Raw genomic sequence first — 21434 nt, forward strand, 5'->3', positions numbered from 1 at the left:
GGAGAGTACACCTGTGCATACCTTGAAACGTTACAAATGGACCTGGCTGCTGTTGGCCCTGGCTTTGGGAATGGCCCTTTACTTAGTGATTCAATCCTTGGATTTAGGGGAAAAGCAGCTGCCGGTCATCGGGGAGGTACAGGACTTCTCTCTTGAAAATGTGGATGGCAAGCAAGTAACACTTGCGGATACGCAAGGGAAAGCACGGTTGGTTTATTTCTTCTTTACGGAATGTCCGGATGTATGCCCCATCACTACCTATATGCTGTCACAGACCCAGGATTTGCTGGTCAAGGACGGCAGCTTCGGCAAGGATGTGGAATTTGTCTCCATCTCATTTGATCCCAAGAATGATACACGCGAGGCCATCAAGACGTTCGCAGACCGTTTCCACGCCGATTATAACGGTTGGTATTTTCTGCGCGGAGATCAGGAGCAGGTGCGGCAGTTGGCTGCCGATTCGTTTAAAGTGCTTATTTATGGAAATGACAAGGATAACTTTGCCCACGCTAATCTTATAGGTCTTGTAGACCCGGAGAACCGGTTGCGCGGACTATATGATGCGGGAGATACAGAAAATGTGACACCTGAATTCCTTGCCGGTGCTTTGAAGAAGCTGGCACCCAATTAAAATGCATTGAACTTAAAAACGCCTTGCTTCATCCTCCGGTTACATGCGAAGGGTGAACAAGGCGTTTTTTTGCTGCCGCTATGGTTCCAGAAACGGGAATGGCAGCGGCTGCGGATAGATGATGTACTCCTCCAACCCCGCTTTTTCAAGCTGGGTGAGATTGTATTCATCGGGAGTTCCTTCAACCCCTGCATAGCCTTTCCGGGTATAAATATGGACCGCGTCTGGAAAAGCATCGCGCAGAATTCCGCGGATTTTCTTACCCGAGCTGTCGTTGTCCATATATAGATAAACTTCTCCGTCTCCGATTTTACGCCGCAGCGATTCCAGCTTGAGTGTATTCAACGTACCGAAGGTGCACAGGATGTCGACCTCCGGCGCCAGCAGTCGCCGCAATCTGCTGCGGTCGTTTTTGCCTTCGACAATGATGGTAATGGACATAATCTGTCGCCCCCCGGATAATAAGTGGTAATGACGGAATTTGTGATCTTAAGCATGTTAATGAACACGGTCATAGGCTTATTAAGTATATTACCTAAGCTTCGTCATTTTTAACAGCTGAGGGACAAAATGTGTTCATTCCCCGGGAAATGTCGTAAAAAGCAACAATCACCCGGCTCAAGGAGAGGCCGGGTGACTGCGGGGTTGACTGGCAGATTTAATTCTGCGGACTGATCATTATCTTCAATAGATAAATGCGGGGAATTGCAGCTCCTTTGTTGCCGGCTCAAGCGGCATGGCTGTTCAAGTCCGCACGGTAGGCCGCGCTTTTTCCGGTATCTCTTGGAGGTAACAGCAGAAGTGCGGTCATGAGCAAGACAAATGCAATGAAATAAGGAGAAACGAAGTCCCTTAACTGTCCTGCAGCCACCGGTCCGGCAAAAGCGCCGAGAGACATCGCAATGGATTGCAGCGAGAAGGTGCGGCCCAGATGGCCGCCTGCCCCGAGACTGATGAACAGCGAAGCCATCGCCGGAAACAGTACACCTTTAGCTGCTCCCAGCAGGAAGAGGACGACACCTACGGGAATGCTGGTGAATGCTGCAAGTACGAAGAAACACAGCGCCATCCCGAGCAGTGCCACAGCAATTCTTGCAACCGGAGAGAGCCGGTTCAGGAAAAACAGGCTGAGCGTCAAGAGTGCCCCCAGGCTGAGAAGCGAAAGCAGAATCCCGGTGGATACGATCCCGTTGCTCCCCTGTGACAAAGGAAGCTCAAAGAACAGTACCCCCTGCGAGCAGGAGACGAAAAAGGGCAGCAGATAATATCGCTTGGTAACGGATGAATGCGGTTTTTCGGATGCAACCTGGTGCTCTTGCAGCGGCTGTGATGGTTTGGCAGCTGCCATACTGCCGGAGAACTTAGGTACACTGAAGAAGGCCATCACACCAGTGGCAATCAGCAGCCAGCCCAAGGTGCTGAAGGTGCCGGAATACCCGGCCTGGTGGACGATAAAGGCTCCGGCAGCTGGCGATACAACCGAAGCCAGCGTATGGATGATGCCATGGCCGGACATATACTTGCCCTGCGTGATGGGATCTGACGAGAGGGAAGCCAGCAGGGTCATGCAGGCCGGAGACAGAAAGGCCAGGGCGAAGCCGCTGGCCGCCCGAAGCAGCAGCAGATGCCAGGGAAGCTGAGCGTGGGCCTGAAGCAGCAGGATGGCGCCTGCAACCGTCAGGCTGAAGACGATGTAGCGGCGGCTGCCGTTGCGGTCAACCAGTACCCCGGCCAGAAGGTTGCCGGGAAGATGAGTCAGGGAATACATGCCCATCATCCAGCCGATGAAGGCCGGTCCCGCCCCCAGTGAGATAGCAAAGGGGGTAAGAATGGGGTACTGGGCATGCAGATCAAAAAATGCCAGGAAAAGAAATAAATACAGCCACAGTGCGGTTTTCACGGAATACACCTCCGAAAGGGCCGTTTCTGCGCTGGCGCAGGGTGGCGCTTTTTAATGGGGAATGGTTAAGCCTACTTGTACTTTACGTGAGTCGAGGGGGGCTTATACCATTTTATTGGGGGATTCCACCTGAACGGGTGGGTAATCATGAATTATAAGAGGCATTCATGTATAATAATTAGTATTAATGGGGACGTGCTCCCTGGTGTGACGAAATTTTTGATAGGGGTGTTGGGAAATTGATGGATCCGGAAGTATGGTCACAGTTTATCAGAGAAAATTGGCTAGTTATCGTTATTGCGCTAGTACTGCTGTTTGCCGTTGTTAATCTGGTCAAGACGGTTCTGAAATGGGCGATTGTTATTGTTATCATTGCGGGTCTGTTCATTTACAGCGGGGTTACAATGGATCAGATTGGAGACGCTGTGAATAAGGTGGCGGATGGAACGGTCAGCACCCTGAAGAGCGAAGCGCAGGAAGTTATGCTGAAAGAAGCGAAAGAAGCAAAATATACTTCAGGCGGTGACGGTACGTTTACGATCACAACACCCAATCTTGAAGTGAAGGGTGAAGCCGGTGAGGATAAAGTGGAAGTGACCTTCCGCGGAGTCAGTCTTGGGAAGTGGAGTGTTAACGATACTACCAAAACCTTTATTGATGAAGCCCGGAAGAATGGGGCCGGGAATTAAAATACAAGCTGATGCGAAAGAAAGGGAGGAGAGGCTATGCTGAACAGCTGGATGGACAGTATTAGTGATGCCAATATCATCACTATCCTCCTTCTGCTGATAGTGCTCTTCTCGCTGCTGCAGGGCTGGAGCCGGGGGTTTGGCCGCTCAGCGGGAGGGCTGTTTGGGCTGCTCGGAACCGGGCTGCTTGCCATAGCTGCATTGGCCCTGGCCATTCCGGCTGCCTTTTACCTCTCGCCCCGTGTACAGACCTGGGCAGGTGGAATTGAGCTTCCGGATATCCAATTAAGCCAGTGGCAGCAGCTGTACTATACGGCGGTGTCCGTTCTGGCGGGTTCGCCGCTTGTGCGTTTTTTGCTGCTGCTGCTCTTGTCCTACAGTCTCATCCGCCTGCTGCTGGGACTGCTGTTTATGCTGCTTCCGATTTCCCTTCCGCGCCTTTCGGGCAGGTCCGGAAACAGGAAGATTACGCAGGTGAGCCGTCTCAGCGGAGCTGTCATCGGTCTGGCTACCGGACTTGTGCGCGCCCTGTTGCTTGTTTTTGCCTTGTACATCGGCGTGGGCTTAAATCCGGACAGCACGTTCAGCCGTTATGTGGAATCATCTCCAATCTACCGGCAAAGCGCATCTGCGGTCTTCGAACCCCTTGCCGGTGAGAATGTGCGCAGTAAGTTGCCGGTTCTGACCAAGGCGGTTGCCGCCGAGATGACGGATATCCTCCGGCGGAAATACGAAGTGCTCGACCATGAGATTTCACCCGACATCGTGGGTGCTGCCTCTGATATAGCGGGACAAGCCGGCGACGATGAGAAGAAGGCCAGACTGCTGTATGATTGGGTCGGCTCCAGGGTCTCTTATGATTATGCCAAAGCCGAGAATTATGAGCAGAACCGGATTTGGAAGGAGCAGACTCCGCAGGATACCTTTGATACCCGGATCGGTGTATGTATTGATTATGCACGTCTTTATGCAGTGATGGCCCGCTCCCAGGGGCTTCAGGTGCGCGTAGTGACCGGTCAGGGCTACGACGGCCAAGGAGGTTCCGGCCCCCATGCCTGGAATGAAGTGTACATCACGGACCGGCAGGCATGGATTCCACTCGATTCTACCTGGGCAGTCAGCGGGGATTGGTTTAATCCCAAGGATTTCGATAAAACCCATGTCAAAGAAAGTATGCTTTGAGCAAGGAAGCGGAATGCCTTGATTCTATGATACAATACAGCATGTGAAACGATGTTGAGGAAAGATAATATGAACACTCTCGTGCGCACACTGGCCGCACGTGCAATTATTGATGCCTGTGACTGGGAATCGTGACTGGACTAAGCGCCTGTAAGGAACTTGGCCTTACATGGAGTCAGCACAGGTACAAAGGTTTATTTTAGATGTAGAGGAGTGAAAAACTGTGAGTTTTTTCCGTAAGCAGGCCTCACCCCCAGAGGAAAGCAACAGCAAAAGTTCGCTTGGCCTACGGATCAATGTATTCTTTTTTAGCACGTTTGTTATCTTTTGTGTAATCATTGTCCGTCTTGCCGTTTTACAGTTCGTCGAAGGGCCAACTCTGACTGAGGTGGAGACAAGCCGTGATACCAAAAATGTGCCGCTCGCCGCAATAAGAGGGAACATTCGTGCAGCGGGAGGAGAGCCCATCGCTTACTCGACTTCTGTGCAGTCGCTTTATATTACACTTACTAAAGAATACACGGCCAAGGTTACGGATAAGGTGACGGGAGAAACCGTGCTTACGCCGGAGGCGCAGGCCCAATCAGATGCCCTTGCGGCCAAGCTGGTTAAGGACTTTAGCGCCTATGGTGATCCGAATGCTGAGAAGCTGACTGAAAAAGATATTATTGATTCCCTGGATTTGTATTTCCGGAAATATTCGGGTTTTATGGCGCGGCGCATCAAGGCTGGCCTTACTTCGCAGGAAGTGGCCTACTTTATGGAGCACAAGAGCGAATATCCCGGACTTGAGATTGTGGAGGAAAGCAACCGGCATTATGACAAGGAATCTGTAGCCGCACAGACTGTCGGATATATCAAACCCTTTAAGTCGTCCAACAGCTTGAATATTTATAAGAATATTCAGAATGCGATGAAACAGTTGGACGCGGACCCCGGCCTCACTTATAAAGACGATGAATTTGTCGGATTCGATGGCCTGGAACTGCAGTACCAACGGGAGCTGCGCGGCAAGAACGGATATCAGGTGATCTCGGTGAGTCCGCAGAATATGGCCGAGAAGGTGGAGGCGGTCGTGCCCCCCGTCAAGGGTAATGATGTCTGGATGACGATCAACAAGAACATTCAGCTCAAGACCGAGCAGGCCATTACAGAGCAAATCAGATGGCTGCACTCGAATTCGGTACAAGGCAAGACACACCCGAATGCATTGACCGGCTATGCCGTAGCTATGGAAGTCGATACCGGCAATATTGTTGCGATGGCCAGCATGCCTGATTATGACACCAATGTGTGGACTGCCGAGAAAATGGACACCGAGGTGTGGAAGAAAATAATGGGCAACTACCAGAACGGAACCATTACACCGTATTCCTCCGGGATGTCGGGTCATGAGTTCGGCTCCACGGTGCTGCTCGGTTCAACCATTAAACCTCTGAGTGTGCTTGTAGGACTAAATGAAGGCTTCTTCACTACTTCGACTACCTATACGGACAGGGGGATTGCCCACTTCGGGAAAAATGACAAATCCTCCGTGCGAAATTCTTCCGGCCACGTGTATGGCCCTATGGACCCGTCCAGAGCGATTGAGAAATCCTCCAATGCGTTCATGGTGGACATGGTTGGCAAGAAATTATGGGAGAAATATCATAGTGAAGGTATTAATGTCTGGGATAAATATATGAAGGAATTCGGCCTCGGTGTATCTACAAAAAGCGGACTGCCCAATGAATATCTCGGACAGATCAACTATACCGATACCAAGGCTGCCGGTAGTGCCCAGGCTGCGCTGGTCTATGCTTCATTTGGACAGCAAGGACGTTACACGGTCCTGCAGCTCGCCCAATACGTAACGACACTGGCGAATGAAGGAGTACGGATCAAGCCGCAGCTGGTCAGCAAAATCACCGATGCCAAGGGCAACGTGGTTAAAGAGTTCAAACGCGAGGTACTTGATGAAGTAACAACCTTTGACAAATCCTACTGGAACGAAATCAAAAAGGGCATGAACAGCGATGTTACTGCGTTTAATGATTTCCCTTATGACTTTGCCCGCAAAACGGGAACCTCACAGCAGCTGGGTAAAGGGGAATTGCGCGATAACGGGGTATTTATTGCCTATGCCCCGCGCGAGAATCCCAAGCTTGCTGTAGCGGTTGTTATTCCGGAGGGCGGGTTCGGCTCCAGCAGTGCCGCTCCGGTTGCACGAAAAATATTTGACGCGTACGACTATGAGTACGGACTGGATGGAGTGCCGAAGAAAAGTCTGAAAACCGATGCCAATGCAGAGGGCTCAGACTCGGCAAGCGGAACAGACGGAACGACGAACAACTGACGCGGCCATGCTGCCGGGTCGAGTGACCAAATAATTAGCTCTTGAAATGAGCATACAAATTGGAGGGGTGGCAATGACTGCCAAATACCGCCTGTTAGCACTGGATATGGATGGAACCTTACTGAATGATGAACAAATCATTACCCCCAAAACGGTAGAATGGATTCAAAAGGCAGTTGATGCAGGCGTTCACGTCTGTCTCTCCACAGGCCGCGCTTCCAAAAGCGCCATGCCTTATGCTGAACAGCTTGGACTCAAGACTCCGATGATTATGGTGAATGGCAGTGAAGTATGGCGGGCTCCGTATGAGCTGTACCGCCGCTCGCTGATGGACCCGGTGCTGGTGCAGCAGATGTATGATATTGCCCAGGAATACGATATCTGGTTCTGGGCATATTCGGTGGATGAAGTGTACAACCGGAACAACTGGGATGGAGAGATTCTGAGCAGGGAATGGCTCAAATTCGGTTATTCCACAGAGGATGATGAGATCCGCCATAAGCTGCTGATGCGGCTTCAGGATATGGGTGGTCTCGAAATTACCAATTCATCGCCGCATAATCTGGAGATCAATCCGCTTGGTGTCAACAAGGCATCCGGTATACGCGAGGTTTGCCAGCTGCTGGGTCTCGAAATGTCACAGGTTGTTGCCGTTGGCGATAGTCTGAACGATCTGGCTGCCATCCAGCAGGCCGGATTTGGGGTTGCTATGGGCAACGCCCAGGAGACCGTCAAGCAGGAGGCGGATGCTGTGGTAGCGTCCAATAATGACGATGGAATTGCTGAAGTGATTCAAAAGTATATCCTGTAGTAAGTGCTATCAAAACTTTGAAGGAGATGAGCCAATGGCGATTCTGGGTTGGATTCTGATTATTGCTTTATTCGCGGTCGGACTGGCCGGGGCTGTATACCCGATTCTCCCTGGTGCGCTGGCGATTTATCTGGCCTTCTTTGTATACGGGTGGTTCTTCAGCTTCGAACCTTTCGGAGTCTGGTTTTGGATTATTCAGACACTGATTGTCGTCGTATTATTTGTAGCCGATTATGTCGTCGGGGCCTGGGGGGTCAAAAAGTTCGGAGGCTCACGTTCTTCGGTCATCGGCAGCACGATCGGTCTGATTCTGGGTCCGTTTGTCATTCCGGCGTTTGGACTGATCCTCGGTCCTTTCATTGGGGCCTTTGTAGGTGAACTGATGGCTGGCTCAAATCCCGGCAAAGCGGTCAAGGTCAGCTTCGGTGCATTGCTTGGCTTATTCAGCAGTACGGTAGTCAAAATCATACTGCAAATTGCCATGGTGGTCCTTTTCTTTATCTGGATCGTAATAAATTAACAGCGAAGAAGGCGAAACAGTTTGTCCAAGAAAGAATCTTTTGTCAAAGGCACGCTTATTCTGGCTGCGGCTGCGCTCGTGGCCCGGGTGCTCGGGCTTGTCCAGCGGGTGCCGCTGGAGCATTTATTCGATGATATCGGGAACGCTTCGTTCACGCAGGCGAACAACGTCTACCTGCTGCTGCTGCCGCTGGCCACAGCCGGAATCCCCAGCACACTAAGTAAAATGGTATCCGAGCGTTATGCCCTGAACCGGCCGCATGAAGCGCAGCAGGTGTACCGGGCCGCACTTATATTTGCCGCTATTGTAGGTGTGCTGATGAGTACAATTTTGTACATAGCTGCTCCTTATTATGCGGAACATACCAAGGTTCCAGAGAGCACCCTGGCCATTCGGGCGATTGCACCGGCACTGCTGCTGTTCCCCTGCATCGCAATGATGCGCGGTTATTTCCAGGGACGCAACAATATGATGGCTGGAGGAATCTCGCAAATTGTCGAGCAGATTGCCCGGGTATCCACGGCCGTGCTGCTCGCTTTTATTTTGCTCCGCCAGGGATACAGCAATACATGGATGGCAGCGGGAGCGTCATTCGGCAGTGTGCTCGGCAGTATTGGTGCATTTGGTGTCATGTTGTATTATGCAATAAAGCTGCGCCGCAGTGAGGAGCAAGTGGCCCTCTATAAAACCAATGAAGCCAAATTGCCGCTGCTGGGTATTTACAAGGATATTTTCAAGCTTTCTATACCCATTGTGTTATCTTCAATTACTGTTCCGGTAGTGAACTTTATCGATACTTCCTTCATTGTGCCATTGCTTAGTGGGCAAATCGGCATGGCAGAAGCGACCCAGGCTTTGGCGATTTTTGGCAGCCGGGCGCAGAGTATCGCGGGAATACCTCCTGTGTTGTCCATTGCGCTAAGCACCTCGCTGATTCCGATTATCTCAGCGGCCTACGCCCGGCGTGATGAAGAGCATTTGAAACGCCAGGTGACGCTCGCGATGCGCATTTCGATATTAACGGGAACACCAATTGTACTTGCTCTCGTTGTATCAGCCTATTCTGTGAACGGACTGATCTTCAGCAGTCTTGACGGCAGCGGGATTGTTGCGATGCTGACGCTTGGTACGATTTTTCAAATTACAATGATGACAACCAACTCCATTCTGCTGGGAATGGGGAAATCGCGAATTTCCATGTATTATGTGATGGCAGGTCTTCTCGTGAAGTTAGGTTCAAACTTCCTGCTGAGCCGCGCCTTCGGGATATACGGCATTATTGCAGCAACGGCGCTTTGCTTCTTCATCATTACTTATCTTAATCTGCGCATGCTCAAAACCATTGTTCCTTTTGAGATTATGGGTAAACGCTGGGGCGGATTCACCGTTGCGGTTCTCGCTTCCGGCGGAATTGGCTACGGCCTGAACGAAGCGGGAGTGATGCTGACCCATCTGATGCCTGCACGGCTTGCTTTCCTGATTACCTGTCTGGTTGTAGGTGCAGCTGTTGTTGTAATTTATCTTGTACTCCTGATTGTGCTGGGTGTGCTAAGCCGCCAGGAGGTTGCCAGTTATCCGCGTGCTTTGCAGAAGCTGCTCAAACCACTGATGAAGCTTCAGCCTGAACGTGTTCGTACTAACGAATAATGCTATGATTAATGTCTTATTTCGTCTATTTTATTTGACTTCCTGAGCACATTTTGCTTCACTTAAAGGGTAACCGACTCAATGATGAAGAAAGGATTGGATAATCCATGGATAAAATTTCTTCCCCTGCGGAATTTCAGGTAGCGATTCAATCACCGCGCTTGAGCGTAGCTGTATTCAAGGCGGATTGGTGCTCCGATTGCAAGTTTATTAATCCTTTTATGCCTGAAGTAGAGCAGAAATACGATGGACGTCTTACGCTTGTCGAAGTAGATGTCGATGCGGTAGGCGATGTCAGCCAGGAACAGAACATTCTTGGAATTCCCAGCTTTGTCGCTTACACCGACGGCCGTGAGCTAGTAAGATTCGTTAATAAGCTGCGCAAATCCCGTGAGGAAATTGAGAATTTTCTGAATACGGCGCTTGAGGTTTATCTGAGTATTCACAAGTAATGAAGTTTGCACACCGCTTTCGCCTTGATAGAGCAGAAGCGGTGTTTTTTTAATCTTTCTTCCCTTATATTATCCAGTTCATTCCTATGAAAATTGCGGGTGATCCTATTGACGACAAATCAATTGAAAACGCTTAGCTACATCACTTGCCTCACAATGTTTTTCGCCTTGCTTGGAGGCGCTGTGGTCACGAAGACGGGATCGGGACTGGAGTGCGGACATGATTGGCCGCTCTGCCACGGAAAGCTGATTCCAGCCTATACCGTGGGATCAATGATCGAGTACACCCACCGCTTGTTCAGTGGGTTGGCGGGTTTGGTGTCGTTAATATCGATGTTTGCTTTTTGGCGTTATGCCCGCAGACAGAAGGAACTGCTTGTTTATGCTGGGCTGACACTTTTTTTTGTAGTGGTACAGGGTGGAATGGGAGCGCTTGCGGTCATGCAAGCGCAGTCAGCTGCGGTGATGGCGCTGCATATGGGCTTCTCTTTAATAGCTTTCGCCAGCTCACTCATGCTCGCGCTGGGTACGAAGCGCGAGCATGAATCTAGAGCCGTAGAGGAGGCTTACGGGCAAGGGGTAAGCCGGGGGTTCCGCAACTTAACGTGGTTTACGGCGTTATATTCATATATTGTCGTTTATATCGGAGCTTATGTTAGCCACACGGATTCACAGGGAGGCTGCTCCGGCTGGCCGCTCTGCAATGGGGAATGGATTCCCGAGCTGTCTGGTGGTGTAGGCATAGTGTTTGTACACCGGGTTGCGGCGGCACTGCTGTTTGTTCTGATCGCACTGCTTGGACATTTAGCCTATTGGAAACACAGAGCATGGCCTGAGCTGAGGGCTCTGGGCGTTGCCGCGGTTGTGCTCTGCCTGCTGCAGGTACTCAGCGGTGCGGCTGTGGTGCATACGCTGTATAACGAACAATTGTACATATTTGCTGCGCTGGCCCATATTTTACTGATTGCTGGACTGTTCGGAGTCTTGTGCTACATGAGTGTGCGTGTATGGCAGCTGAGCAGAAAGAATAAATCAAACTAAATGCAGGGGAAATGTTCGTCTGTCCTGTATCGTTAGTTCTCAGTAAGACTGCCAATCAGACTTTGGGCACTCAGCCAGGTTTGAGGAGGAACAATAAAGTGGGATACGATAATTTGCGTCAATGGATCGAGCAGTTGAGAAAGGATAAGGATCTCGCTGTGATTGATACTCCGGTGGACCCCTATCTCGAACTGGCGGAGATTCATCGGCGTGTGGTACGGGAAGAAGGGCCGGCATTGCTCTTTACCCATGTAAAAGGAACCCCTTTTCCGGTCGCGACAAATTTATTCGGGACGGTCCGCAGGGTAAACCAGGCATTTGGGACCCGGCCCGAGCAGCTGATGAAGTCGCTGACGGGGGCGGTGGAAACTTTGCTGCCGCCCACCCCCTCGGCGATATGGAAAGAAAAAGGCCTGCTGTATGATCTGCTCAAGGTCGGCGTCAAAGATGTGCCGCAGGGTGAAGCGCCTGTGCTGGGCATATGCCGCAGTACCGACCCGCTGCAGGAATTGCCCAGAATCACAAGCTGGCACGAGGATGGCGGGCCGCTGATCACCCTTCCGTTAGTATATACCGAGAGTATTACCAATCCGTTGAACCGTAACCTTGGAATGTACCGTGTGCAAATTTATGATGACAATACAACAGGTGTCCATTGGCAAATCCATAAAGGCGGCGGTTTTCATCACCGTGAGGCTGAACTGCTCGGCGAGTCTCTGCCAGTCTCCGTATTTCTCGGCGGCCCGCCGGCGCTGATTGCCGCAGCCATTGCTCCCCTGCCGGAGCGGCTGCCTGAACTGCTGCTGGCTTCGCTAATGCTGGGCCGTCGGCTGCCCATGGTTAAGGATCCCATGGGTGGACACCGGATTCCCGCTGAATCCGAATTCGCCATCCGCGGTCTTGTAACGCCGCTGGAACGTCGCCCGGAGGGACCTTTCGGAGATCCCTATGGATATTATTCCCGGCAGTATGATTTCCCTGTCCTGCATGTTCAGCGGATGTGGCACCGCAAGGATGCGATTTATCCGGCAACGATTGCCGGCAAACCCCGCCAGGAGGATTATTATTTGAAGGATTTTCTTCAGCGCCTCCTATCCCCGGCCTATCCGCTGCTGATGCCGTCAGTCAAGGCACTGTGGTCTTATACCGAAGCCGGCTCGCATTCGCTGGCATCCGCCGTTGTGCGCGAAAGCTATTCGCGCGAAGCGCTGGCATCGGCTTTCCGCATTCTGGGAGAAGGCCAGCTGTCTTTGACCAAATTTCTGCTGCTGACGAATGAACCGGTGGATCTTTGCGATTTCCCCAAGCTGCTGGAAACGGTACTGGAGCGTTTCGATCCGCAAACTGATCTGGTTGTGCTGAATAATACGGCTCAAGATACCTCGGATTATACCGGACACAAGCTGAACCGCGGCAGTAAAGGCGTAATGATGGGCATCGGATCCCCGGTTCGGGTGCTTCCCCGTACCTATAATGAGGGAGTGCTTCCCGGAATTACCGGCGTTGTTCCTTATTGCGGAGGATGTTTAACGGTATCGGGTGCATCCTATATAGACGACCCTGAGCTTCCGCTGAGACTGATCGCCGAACTGCGCCAGAACGAAACGGAATGGCCGCTTGTCATACTGGTGGATCACGCCGCTGAAACCGCTCAGACGCAAACCTCCTTTCTGTGGACTGTGTTCACCCGGTTTAATCCGGCGAGCGATATTTACGCAGAATCCAAGGTTAACCGCCATCACATTGGCTATAAGCTGCCAATTGTTATCGACGCCCGCATGAAGCCTGATTATCCGGATGAGCTGGAACAGTGCGGGGATATTGTGAAGGTGGTCGACCAAAACTGGAAGAACTATTTCCCGATGCTCACAAAACTAAGTTAATGCTTCCGAAATTAGTTTTGTACGAAGAAGAATCAGGAAGAATTGCTCACAAAACTAAGCGAATGCTTCCGAAGCGAGTTTTGTACGAAGTAGATTCAGGATGTAATGCTTACAAAACTTTAAGGAGGACAAAACATGCTGCGGATATTACTGGGAGAACCGCCGCGCGAGAACGGCGGTGTACTGGCTGAAGCCATGGATAACATGGCGAAGCTTGCAGCGATGCTGCGCAAGGAAATGAACGCGCATGAGGACCACGACCATGAATACCGCAAGCTGGAGATATGGACGCGCGGGCTGATTTCCTCCCTGGACGAGTTGGAGCAAAGCTGGTTCGCGGCAGCCTTTTACCGGAAATTGGTTGTTGCCGGTTATATGGATGATATGACGGTGATCGAGCAGGGCGATTATGCCCGTTATGTTTATTTTTATAAAAACGGCTTTATTCGTGTCTTCTCACTGCTGGACAAGCTTGGAACTGTATTGAACAGTCTGTATAATCTCAACACGACCAAGGTCAAAGCCCATTTCTCATATTTCACCGTGCTGCGGCAATTTCAATTGCTCAAAGCGCATGCGTCGCTGGCGGAAGAACTGGAGAATATCAAGAACTCTTACCGGGAGCCGCTGCAGAATCTGCGCAAACGCCGCAACGCCGAAATTCATTATATGAATGCGGAAATGCAGGATGATCTCTGGCAAAGACATCAAGGTCTGCATGATAAAATTCAGCTTGAAGATTTGGACAGTCATCTGGAGGATTTGAAGCAGTGCCTTGAGATGGTGTGCAAATCTTTAAGCGCTTCGTTCCGTTACAGCAATGAACAGTGGCGTAAAAACGCGGCAGCCTTGAAAGCAGGGGACGGCTCCAAGTAAAACTTTCCCTTTGACAAAAAACCTGAAAATTACTATACTTAGGCATGCATTCGTTTCTCACAGAGAACGGCAACTAATTTCATATCATAATCTTATCGAGAGCGGCGGAGGGATAGGCCCGATGAAGCCCGGCAACCGATTTGTGTAATACGCGTCAACCCGCGTTTTAGATGAATGTCATGGTGCTAATTCCTACAATACCGCGCGGTTTGCGGTCTTTGGCAGATGAGAAGGCATTGTTAATAAACGCACAGGGCCTCTTGCGATCTGCAATCGATCGTAAGAGGTCTTTTTGATGTTATAGAAATAGAAATAAAGAGAGGGGGGACAGCAATTGATAGAGCTAAAAGGTTTAACCAAGGTCTACGGAAAAGGCAGCAAGGCCGCTACAGCGCTCTGGGATCTGAACCTGTCCATCAAAAAAGGTGAGGTTTTTGGAGTAATCGGCCATTCTGGAGCGGGAAAAAGCACCCTAATTCGCTGCATTAACCTGCTGGAGCGTCCGACAGAGGGTGAGGTATGGGTGAACGGTGTGGATCTGACGGCGCTGAATCAGAGGCAATTGCAGGTGCAGCGGCGTAAAATCGGAATGATTTTTCAGCATTTCAATTTGCTCACTTCGGCTACAGTATACGATAATATCGCTTTTCCGCTGCGGCTGATGGGCACTCCGGGAAAAGAAATTGACCATAAAGTGAAGGAACTGATAACACTGGTTGGTCTCGAACAACATCTGAACAAATATCCTGCCCAGCTGTCCGGTGGACAGAAGCAGCGGGTGGGCGTGGCCCGTGCCTTGGCTAGTGATCCCGATGTGCTGCTATGCGACGAAGCGACCTCGGCGCTGGATCCGCAGACAACGGATTCCATCCTGCGTCTGCTGCTCGATATCAACAAGCGATTTAATCTGACGATTGTGCTGATTACGCATGAAATGCATGTCATACAGAGCATCTGTGACCGGGTCGCAGTCATTCATGGCGGCGGTATTATCGAGCAGGGGGATGTCGCAGAGGTATTCCTGAAGCCCAAGCATGAAGTAACCAAGGAGTTTATCCGTAGTGAAACTCAGCAGGACGGGCCTCTTCGGGCGGCCATTGATGCAGTGAACGGTGATTTCGGCAAGGCCGTCAAGATTACCTTTTTGGGACAAAAAACGTACGAGTCTACCTTGTCCCATGTGGCCCGCGGCACCGGGGTCAACTTTGCGATTTTACAGGGGACAATCTCCACAATTAAAGATGTGCCTTATGGCCAGCTGATTGTCCGTTTTGAAGGGTCTCCTGAAGCGGTTGAAGCCACAATCGCCGAGTTAACGGCGCAGGGGCTTGATGTGGAGGTGATTTCATAGTGGGCGGCTTGAATTTTAATACGATTAATTGGGAAGAAATGCTTGATGCTACAGTGGCTACACTAAAAATGTTGGCATTTTCCGGAATATTCACAATTATTCTTGGTTTACCACTCGGAATTGTGTTATATTTATGGGGAAGATCAAATAACATTGTTATCAGGGTTATTTACTCGGTATTATCACTACTTGTAAACATCCTGCGTTCCGTTCCATTTCTCATTCTAATGGTAGCATTGATTCCTTTCAGCAAGTCGATTATGGGGACTTCGATAGGTGTGCTCGGTACGATTCCGGCGCTGGTCATCGGTGCGGCTCCGTTTTTTGCCAGACTGGTGGAGACGGCACTGCGTGAGGTTGACCGGGGCGTGATTGAAGCAGCACAAGGAATGGGAGCTTCTACAGGGCAGATCGTTATGCGTGTACTTTTGCCCGAGGCTCGTCCAGGCTTGCTTGCTGGAGTGACCATCACTCTCGTTACGCTCGTTTCCTACACCGCGATGTCGGGGATGATCGGCGGCGGCGGTCTTGGTGACCTGGCAATCCGCTACGGTTATTACCGGTATGAGAAAGAAGTTATGATTATCTCCGTAGTGCTGATGGTTATACTAGTTCAGCTGCTGCAAATGGCCGGAGACCGGCTGGTTAGATTTTTTACCCGGAAATAAGGTACGTCCATATATAGCCTTATTCATACATTTATTAAAGGGGGATTTACAGATGAAGAAAGTACTGCTCACATTTTTCAGCTTGACCTTGGTATTGGTGCTGGCTGCTTGCGGCAACAATAACAATACCAATAACGTGGCCAATTCCGCCGCAACGAATGCACCAACAACAGATGCTTCTGCAGAGCCAACGACCGAACCGGCTGCAGAACCTGTAACCCTCGTGGTCGGCGCATCTCCTGTGCCGCATGCTGAAATTCTCAAGGCTATCGCTCCGCTGCTTGAAGCACAAGGCATCAAGCTGGAGATCAAAGAATTTACAGACTATATCCTGCCGAACACACAGCTTGCCGAAAAGGCACTGGATGCGAACTTCTTCCAGCACAAGCCTTACCTTGATGACCAGAACAAAAAGAACGGCTCGGATCTGGTATCGGTAACTGCTGTTCACGTTGAACCCTTCGGCGCTTATTCCAAAAAAATCAAATCGATTGATGAACTGGCTGACGGCGCGAAAGTAGCCATTCCGAACGATGCCACCAACGGTGGACGCGCACTGATCCTGCTGGCCAAAAACGGCCTGATCACCTTGAAAGACGACACTAATATCACTTCCACCAAAGCGGATATTACCGAAAACAAAAAGAACCTTGAGATCATTGAATTGGATGCAGCAATGCTGCCACGCCAGCTTGATGAAGTCGATATTGCTCTGATCAACACCAACTTTGCACTTGAAGCCGGCCTTGTTCCAACCAAAGATGCATTGTTCATTGAAGGAGCAGATTCCCCTTACGCCAACCTGCTGGTATCGCGTCCTGATAACAAGGATTCCGATGCTATCCAGAAGCTGGCTGCAGCTCTGAACTCTGCGGAAGCTAAAGCATTTATCGAAGAGAAATACGAAGGTGCGATTATCCCTGCATTTTAAGCTGCTGCCTTAGCTGACTTAACAGAATTACAACGACGGAAAACCCCGCATGCCAGAAATAGGCATGCGGGGTTTTTAGCACTCCGGTTGTTGCGAAATGTGAAATCCTCTATAATACATATAACAAGTGGAAACGGCTTCGCCGTAGTGTGAAGCCTATAAATTCTTATAGTTCAAAAAAATCCCGGGTCTTCTTCTCAGAAGATCCGGGATCGGTATCAAACGGGATTAGAATACTTGAACAACTTCTTCTACGCCTTCTACTTCTTCAAGGAGGGCGCGTTCGATCCCGGCTTTCAACGTGATCGTGGAGCTGGGGCAACTGCCGCAGGCACCCATAAGCTTCAACTTAACAATGCCGTCTTCAACATCGATCAGTTCGACGTCACCGCCATCGCGCTGCAGGAACGGACGAAGTTTATCGAGCACTTCCAGTACTTCATCATACATGGTGGTGCTTTGTACATTCTCACTCATTTCTCAATCACTCCTTTCGTAAGTTCATTATAGTACAAAAAGTTAAAAAATAAAATGGTTAGTGCAGAATAGGGAGAGCATCATGAGACCAATTATTGAATTTTGTGCCAGTAATATTGGCCATGGCACGGAACCGCTGAAAAAAAAGCTGGAACAAAATCCGGAATACGATGTCATTGAATACGGTTGTCTGAACAACTGCGGCGAGTGCTACCTGCAGCCATTCGCCATGGTTGACGGCGAAATTATTGAAGCAGCTTCTCCGGAGGAACTGGAAGCAGCCATCGAGGCCGCAATTAAGGAACAGGAAGCATGGGACAATCTGGAACTGGACTAGCCAAGGGCTAGTCCTATCCTTGGCCTACCTTAACTTAACCCAAAGGCCGTTTGGACATCCACAGTACGCCGCTTTTCAGCAGACGGGGGACACGTCCCATGACGGAGCGGCGGCCCATCAGCCCGAAACCGGCATGTTTGCCCAGGGAACCAAGCGTTCCCTTTAGCTTGATCGCATGGAGCTTCGGCGTTTCGCCACGCCACAGCGCCTGAAGGACATGTGCTACCTGTTCCCCTTGCGCTCCGGCTGCCTGAGCACTTGGAGCGAACGGAAGGCTGGCGCAGTCACCGAGCACGTACACTTCCGGATAATCCGCTATATTGTAATATTGGTCCAGCATGATCCGGCCACTGCGGTCTTTCGCTACTTCGAGCTGCTGGACTACCCGGACCGGCTGGATTCCGGCGGTCCATACAGTAACATCAGCAGGAATAGCCTGGGTGCCATTATAGATGGCATCCTTTTCTACATGAGATACGGAAATTTTGCCCAGTGTTTCGACATGGTGTTCGCTGAACCATTCTTCCACATACTTGGACAGCTTCGCCGGAAAAGCCGACAGCACGCGTTCCCCGCGATCCAGTATAGAAATATTCAGGTCAGGACGGCTTTCACGCAGCTCTGCGGCAATTTCCACTCCGCTTAATCCCCCGCCTACAATATTAACTGTTCCATAAGGCTTCACATCATTCAGCCGCCGATACGTTTCCCGCGTTTCCGAGAAGCTCTGGATACTGCAGGTATATTGCTCTGCTCCTTGAATGCCATGATAATTATCTGTACAGCCGAGAGCGATCGCCAGGATATCATAGGAAACCGGCTCGCCGGTCTCCATGAATATCATTCTGCTCTCCAGATCAATGGAGCCTACTTCACCATATCTGACGGTCAGACGCGGATGCACGGGAAACTGGATGCGTAAATGGTAATCGTTCACCGTCCCTGCAGCAAGCGCATAATACTCTGTCTTGATTCCCTGATAAGGCATCCGGTCGATTAGGACGATCTCCATATCATGAGGGAGATGGTTGTTGAGCAGTTCTTGGATAAGGGCAAGGCCGCCGTAGCCGCCACCCAGGACGAGTAGTGTTCTCATGCAGACCGATCTTCCTTTCGAGTAGTGCTCAAATATGGTTTTTGCAGCAGCGAAGGATAATTCCGGCTAACTCAGTCGTTTAATTATTCGTAAACCTTGATTTCATTGTAGAAGGTATCCCGTTCAACCGGAATCCGTCCGGCGCCTTTTACGAGCCAGATCAATTCTTCGCGTGTCAGACCTTCAGGAGTTAAAGCACCTGCGGCGTGACTGATCCGTTCTTTTAAGATCGTGCCATGCACGTCGGAAGCTCCAAAGCTTAGGGCAACCTGAGTCAGCTGCGCGCCAATATTAATGAAGTAAGCTTTAATATGGTCAATATTATCCAGCATCAAACGGCTGATCGCAATTGTCTTAAGATCTTCGTACGCGGAGTTGCGGCGCATAATCCCGGCGTTTTTGTTCTTGGGCTGCATGGACAACGGGATAAATACCATAAATCCGTTCGTTTCATCCTGCAGCTCGCGGATTTGCAGCATATGGCGGATGCGGTCCTCGTGGGATTCGATGGAGCCGTAGAGCATGGTGGTGTGCGTCTTCATGCCCATCTGATGGGCAACCCGGTGCACTTCCAGATACTCTTCGACGTTTGCTTTATCAACGCGCATTTTTTTACGGTATTGATCAGAGAGAATTTCAGCTCCGCCTCCGGTAAGCGATTGGAGTCCGGCTGCGCGCAGCTGCTCCAGTACTTCACGGATGCTGAGTCCGCTGATCCGGGTGAAAAAGTCAATTTCCGCCGCAGTATAGGCTTTTAAGGTAACTTCAGGAAACCGCTCATGCAGAGCTTTCAGCGAATCAACGTAATATTGGAAGGGCACCTTATCATTATGGCCGCCGACAATATGGAATTCGCGTACGCCGGGATGAATATGCTGTTCGACATATTGCACCATTTCCTGACCGGAAAGGGTATAAGCGCCTTCTTCTCCGTCATCCTTGCGGAAATTGCAGAATGCACAGTGGGATTCGCAAACATTGGTGAAATAAAGGCTCATATTTTCGATAAAATATACCTTGTTTCCATTCTTGCGCTGGTTGACTTCATTAGCCAGCTGGCCGATCGTGAGCAAATCGTTGCTCTCATATAAATAAACGCCGTCTTCCAAATTTAATCGTTCTCCGCCGCGAACCTTTTCGATAATGTTCGCCATTCTGGCGTCTGTGTGGGGTGTGATAAGAGTAGACATATGATTTCCTCCTGAAGGTTTGGCGAGGTGAATGCACCCGCAGAATCGTAACCGAAAATTGCTAAAACACGTGATGTCCAGCGTAAAAAATGGAGGCTTTGATGGCCTCCGTGACAATTTTCCGAATTTTTACGTATATCGCTTCCCCTATTATAAACCTCTCTCCAAGGGTGAGCAACCGCTGAGACTTGAAGTATAGAGCGGATAAATCGTATCCAAAGCAGCAGATATGACTTGAGGGCATGGGAAGAGTGGGGTATACTTAATTTAATATAGAAAATTACTTTTGGCCGGAAGGCTGTCATAGCATAAGAAGCAGATAGGCTAACAAACTTTCAGGAGGTTGAGATCATGATTACAATTAGTGAAACAGCGGCAGAACAACTCAAGACAATGCTGGCTGAGCAGGAGCTGCCCAACATGTTCCTTCGCCTTGGCGTAACACCGGGGGGCTGCAGCGGGTTCTCCTACGCCATGGGCTTTGACGATAACGAGAGCGAGCAGGATGTCTACCTGGATGTCGCTGATCTCAAGGTAGTTGTAAGTAAAGACGACATCCGTTATCTCAACGGTCTTGAGATTGACTTCGAAGAATCCGGCATGACCGGCGGGTTCACCATTAATAACCCGAATGCCACCGCCACCTGCGGCTGCGGTTCCTCCTTCCGTACGAAGGACGATGCCGGCAAGCCTGCAGCTGAGCCTTGCTGAATGGGAAGGGCCGTTTAGTGTCAAAGATACTGAAAGAGGCGTTAATATACGCTTTGATATTTATAACTATTCCAACAGTAATCAATCTTATCTTCACACCGGAAGATGTTGCAGGCCTTTTTGATTACGGCTTTTGGGTAGGCACAGGACTTTTCCTGACAGCTTTTTTTATTGTTTTTGTACTGGTTTTCTTGGTGCTTTTGCTAAAACGTACTTTTCGCAAATCTCCAGAGAAACGTTTGTAACACCCTTCATGACGTGCAGAATGAGACTTCAAGGTTAATCGCCTTGGAGTCTTTTTGTATTTCCAATATTTAGTGTGCCTGATATACTGGAGCATAAATGAACCATACGGCACATTACTATTGATATTAAGGAAGTGATCTGAATTGATCATTGAAACACAACGGCTGATGATCAGGGAGTTTTCGCCCGGGGATTTTGCAGCGGTTCACAGCTACGCATCGGACCCAAGGGTAGTAGAGCATATGATGTGGGGGCCCAATACGGAAGAGGAAACAAGAGCCTATCTTCATTTAACAATCAGCCAGCAGCATCAGGAACCGCGTAAAGTTTTTGAATTTGCAGTGGTTCTGAAAGAGACCAATCAGCTGATTGGCGGCTGCGGAATCTATACGCCTGAGCAGGGCCAGGGAGAGATAGGTTATTGCTTTAATTCCCGGTATTGGGGGCAGTAAGAAAGGAG

The 21434-nt window shown here is 50.2% G+C and carries 23 protein-coding genes and 1 riboswitch; of the genes, 18 read left to right on the forward strand and 5 right to left on the reverse strand.

Features of this window, described 5'->3' with window-relative positions; genetic code table 11:
* The first annotated feature begins 13 nt into the window (after window positions 1–13).
* Window positions 14–631, forward strand: a complete 618-nt coding sequence (locus tag ACAN56_RS26485; RefSeq protein ID WP_038596174.1) for an SCO family protein — start codon at window positions 14–16, stop codon at window positions 629–631.
* 78 nt (window positions 632–709) lie between these two features.
* On the opposite strand, the gene ACAN56_RS26490 is transcribed toward ACAN56_RS26485, so the two are convergent.
* A complete protein-coding gene (locus ACAN56_RS26490) occupies window positions 710–1072 on the reverse strand; it encodes a DNA primase (protein ID WP_038596172.1) in 363 nt (120 codons plus the stop codon).
* A 286-nt stretch (window positions 1073–1358) separates the two neighbouring features.
* On the reverse strand, window positions 1359–2531 hold the full coding sequence (locus ACAN56_RS26495; RefSeq protein ID WP_379146565.1) for an MFS transporter: 1173 nt from the start codon (window positions 2529–2531) through the stop codon (window positions 1359–1361).
* 242 nt (window positions 2532–2773) lie between these two features.
* Here ACAN56_RS26495 and ACAN56_RS26500 point away from each other — a divergent pair, with 242 nt between their 5' ends.
* The 13 genes from ACAN56_RS26500 to ACAN56_RS26560 all read left to right on the forward strand — a co-directional run bounded on the left by ACAN56_RS26500 (window position 2774) and on the right by ACAN56_RS26560 (window position 16917).
* On the forward strand, window positions 2774–3220 hold the full coding sequence (locus ACAN56_RS26500; RefSeq protein WP_340899730.1) for a hypothetical protein: 447 nt from the start codon (window positions 2774–2776) through the stop codon (window positions 3218–3220).
* Window positions 3221–3256: 36 nt separating this feature from the next.
* Window positions 3257–4402: a transglutaminase domain-containing protein gene (locus tag ACAN56_RS26505; RefSeq protein ID WP_379146567.1), complete on the forward strand. Its 1146-nt coding sequence runs from the start codon at window positions 3257–3259 to the stop codon at window positions 4400–4402.
* A 223-nt stretch (window positions 4403–4625) separates the two neighbouring features.
* Entirely contained in the window at window positions 4626–6737 is a 2112-nt protein-coding gene (locus tag ACAN56_RS26510) for a peptidoglycan D,D-transpeptidase FtsI family protein (protein WP_340896699.1), read from the forward strand.
* Between the two features lie 73 nt (window positions 6738–6810).
* Window positions 6811–7548 carry a Cof-type HAD-IIB family hydrolase gene (locus ACAN56_RS26515; RefSeq protein ID WP_038596162.1) on the forward strand — a complete coding sequence of 246 codons (738 nt, stop codon included), beginning with the start codon at window positions 6811–6813 and terminating at the stop codon, window positions 7546–7548.
* Window positions 7549–7582: 34 nt separating this feature from the next.
* Window positions 7583–8068: a DUF456 domain-containing protein gene (locus ACAN56_RS26520; protein WP_340896701.1), complete on the forward strand. Its 486-nt coding sequence runs from the start codon at window positions 7583–7585 to the stop codon at window positions 8066–8068.
* Window positions 8069–8089: 21 nt separating this feature from the next.
* The gene (locus ACAN56_RS26525; RefSeq protein ID WP_038596157.1) at window positions 8090–9715 is read left to right on the forward strand and encodes a putative polysaccharide biosynthesis protein; all 1626 of its coding nucleotides are present in this window, start codon (window positions 8090–8092) and stop codon (window positions 9713–9715) included.
* A gap of 107 nt (window positions 9716–9822) precedes the next feature.
* Complete coding sequence (locus ACAN56_RS26530; protein WP_379146571.1) at window positions 9823–10167, forward strand: thioredoxin family protein; 345 nt, start codon at window positions 9823–9825, stop codon at window positions 10165–10167.
* A gap of 108 nt (window positions 10168–10275) precedes the next feature.
* Window positions 10276–11208, forward strand: a complete 933-nt coding sequence (locus ACAN56_RS26535; RefSeq protein ID WP_038596152.1) for a COX15/CtaA family protein — start codon at window positions 10276–10278, stop codon at window positions 11206–11208.
* A 98-nt stretch (window positions 11209–11306) separates the two neighbouring features.
* The gene (locus ACAN56_RS26540; protein ID WP_379146574.1) at window positions 11307–13091 is read left to right on the forward strand and encodes a UbiD family decarboxylase; all 1785 of its coding nucleotides are present in this window, start codon (window positions 11307–11309) and stop codon (window positions 13089–13091) included.
* Window positions 13092–13226: 135 nt separating this feature from the next.
* Window positions 13227–13967, forward strand: coding sequence for a Cthe_2314 family HEPN domain-containing protein (locus tag ACAN56_RS26545; RefSeq protein ID WP_379146577.1), 741 nt, complete (start codon window positions 13227–13229; stop codon window positions 13965–13967).
* Between the two features lie 89 nt (window positions 13968–14056).
* Window positions 14057–14199, forward strand: a riboswitch (SAM riboswitch).
* A gap of 102 nt (window positions 14200–14301) precedes the next feature.
* Window positions 14302–15318, forward strand: coding sequence for a methionine ABC transporter ATP-binding protein (locus ACAN56_RS26550; protein ID WP_076112519.1), 1017 nt, complete (start codon window positions 14302–14304; stop codon window positions 15316–15318).
* A 38-nt stretch (window positions 15319–15356) separates the two neighbouring features.
* Window positions 15357–15986, forward strand: a complete 630-nt coding sequence (locus ACAN56_RS26555; RefSeq protein ID WP_052092688.1) for a methionine ABC transporter permease — start codon at window positions 15357–15359, stop codon at window positions 15984–15986.
* 52 nt (window positions 15987–16038) lie between these two features.
* Entirely contained in the window at window positions 16039–16917 is an 879-nt protein-coding gene (locus tag ACAN56_RS26560) for a MetQ/NlpA family ABC transporter substrate-binding protein (RefSeq protein WP_076112518.1), read from the forward strand.
* Between the two features lie 228 nt (window positions 16918–17145).
* Here ACAN56_RS26560 and ACAN56_RS26565 read toward each other — a convergent pair whose 3' ends face one another.
* A complete protein-coding gene (locus tag ACAN56_RS26565; protein WP_038596139.1) occupies window positions 17146–17394 on the reverse strand; it encodes a NifU family protein in 249 nt (82 codons plus the stop codon).
* An 82-nt stretch (window positions 17395–17476) separates the two neighbouring features.
* Here ACAN56_RS26565 and ACAN56_RS26570 point away from each other — a divergent pair, with 82 nt between their 5' ends.
* Window positions 17477–17731: a YuzB family protein gene (locus ACAN56_RS26570; RefSeq protein WP_038596137.1), complete on the forward strand. Its 255-nt coding sequence runs from the start codon at window positions 17477–17479 to the stop codon at window positions 17729–17731.
* 34 nt (window positions 17732–17765) lie between these two features.
* Here ACAN56_RS26570 and ACAN56_RS26575 read toward each other — a convergent pair whose 3' ends face one another.
* Both ACAN56_RS26575 and mqnE read right to left on the reverse strand, forming a co-directional pair.
* On the reverse strand, window positions 17766–18827 hold the full coding sequence (locus tag ACAN56_RS26575) for an NAD(P)/FAD-dependent oxidoreductase (protein WP_076112517.1): 1062 nt from the start codon (window positions 18825–18827) through the stop codon (window positions 17766–17768).
* An 83-nt stretch (window positions 18828–18910) separates the two neighbouring features.
* Window positions 18911–20017, reverse strand: coding sequence for an aminofutalosine synthase MqnE (gene mqnE, locus ACAN56_RS26580; RefSeq protein WP_038596132.1), 1107 nt, complete (start codon window positions 20015–20017; stop codon window positions 18911–18913).
* Between the two features lie 351 nt (window positions 20018–20368).
* On the opposite strand from mqnE, the gene ACAN56_RS26585 reads away from it, so the two are divergent.
* The 3 genes from ACAN56_RS26585 to ACAN56_RS26595 all read left to right on the forward strand — a co-directional run bounded on the left by ACAN56_RS26585 (window position 20369) and on the right by ACAN56_RS26595 (window position 21426).
* A complete protein-coding gene (locus tag ACAN56_RS26585; RefSeq protein WP_038596130.1) occupies window positions 20369–20728 on the forward strand; it encodes a HesB/IscA family protein in 360 nt (119 codons plus the stop codon).
* Window positions 20729–20745: 17 nt separating this feature from the next.
* Window positions 20746–20973 carry a hypothetical protein gene (locus tag ACAN56_RS26590; RefSeq protein WP_076112516.1) on the forward strand — a complete coding sequence of 76 codons (228 nt, stop codon included), beginning with the start codon at window positions 20746–20748 and terminating at the stop codon, window positions 20971–20973.
* A gap of 144 nt (window positions 20974–21117) precedes the next feature.
* Window positions 21118–21426, forward strand: a complete 309-nt coding sequence (locus tag ACAN56_RS26595) for a GNAT family N-acetyltransferase (protein WP_379146584.1) — start codon at window positions 21118–21120, stop codon at window positions 21424–21426.
* Window positions 21427–21434: the final 8 nt, after the last annotated feature.

The sequence above is a fragment of the Paenibacillus paludis genome, from assembly GCF_042610515.1.
In the GTDB taxonomy this organism is placed as follows: Bacteria; Bacillota; Bacilli; order Paenibacillales; family Paenibacillaceae; genus Paenibacillus_AQ.

What these genes read in the sequence shown, in the direction of transcription:
- ACAN56_RS26560 (WP_076112518.1), top strand. Translation starts at nt 16,039, where the DNA reads ATGAAGAAAGTACTGCTCACATTTTTCAGCTTGACCTTGGTATTGGTG.
- ACAN56_RS26565 (WP_038596139.1), bottom strand. Translation starts at nt 17,394, where the DNA reads ATGAGTGAGAATGTACAAAGCACCACCATGTATGATGAAGTACTGGAA.
- mqnE (WP_038596132.1), bottom strand. Translation starts at nt 20,017, where the DNA reads ATGTCTACTCTTATCACACCCCACACAGACGCCAGAATGGCGAACATT.
- ACAN56_RS26555 (WP_052092688.1), top strand. Translation starts at nt 15,357, where the DNA reads ATGCTTGATGCTACAGTGGCTACACTAAAAATGTTGGCATTTTCCGGA.
- ACAN56_RS26585 (WP_038596130.1), top strand. Translation starts at nt 20,369, where the DNA reads ATGATTACAATTAGTGAAACAGCGGCAGAACAACTCAAGACAATGCTG.
- ACAN56_RS26570 (WP_038596137.1), top strand. Translation starts at nt 17,477, where the DNA reads ATGAGACCAATTATTGAATTTTGTGCCAGTAATATTGGCCATGGCACG.
- ACAN56_RS26520 (WP_340896701.1), top strand. Translation starts at nt 7,583, where the DNA reads ATGGCGATTCTGGGTTGGATTCTGATTATTGCTTTATTCGCGGTCGGA.
- ACAN56_RS26505 (WP_379146567.1), top strand. Translation starts at nt 3,257, where the DNA reads ATGCTGAACAGCTGGATGGACAGTATTAGTGATGCCAATATCATCACT.
- ACAN56_RS26575 (WP_076112517.1), bottom strand. Translation starts at nt 18,827, where the DNA reads ATGAGAACACTACTCGTCCTGGGTGGCGGCTACGGCGGCCTTGCCCTT.
- ACAN56_RS26490 (WP_038596172.1), bottom strand. Translation starts at nt 1,072, where the DNA reads ATGTCCATTACCATCATTGTCGAAGGCAAAAACGACCGCAGCAGATTG.
- ACAN56_RS26530 (WP_379146571.1), top strand. Translation starts at nt 9,823, where the DNA reads ATGGATAAAATTTCTTCCCCTGCGGAATTTCAGGTAGCGATTCAATCA.
- ACAN56_RS26545 (WP_379146577.1), top strand. Translation starts at nt 13,227, where the DNA reads ATGCTGCGGATATTACTGGGAGAACCGCCGCGCGAGAACGGCGGTGTA.
- ACAN56_RS26515 (WP_038596162.1), top strand. Translation starts at nt 6,811, where the DNA reads ATGACTGCCAAATACCGCCTGTTAGCACTGGATATGGATGGAACCTTA.
- ACAN56_RS26500 (WP_340899730.1), top strand. Translation starts at nt 2,774, where the DNA reads ATGGATCCGGAAGTATGGTCACAGTTTATCAGAGAAAATTGGCTAGTT.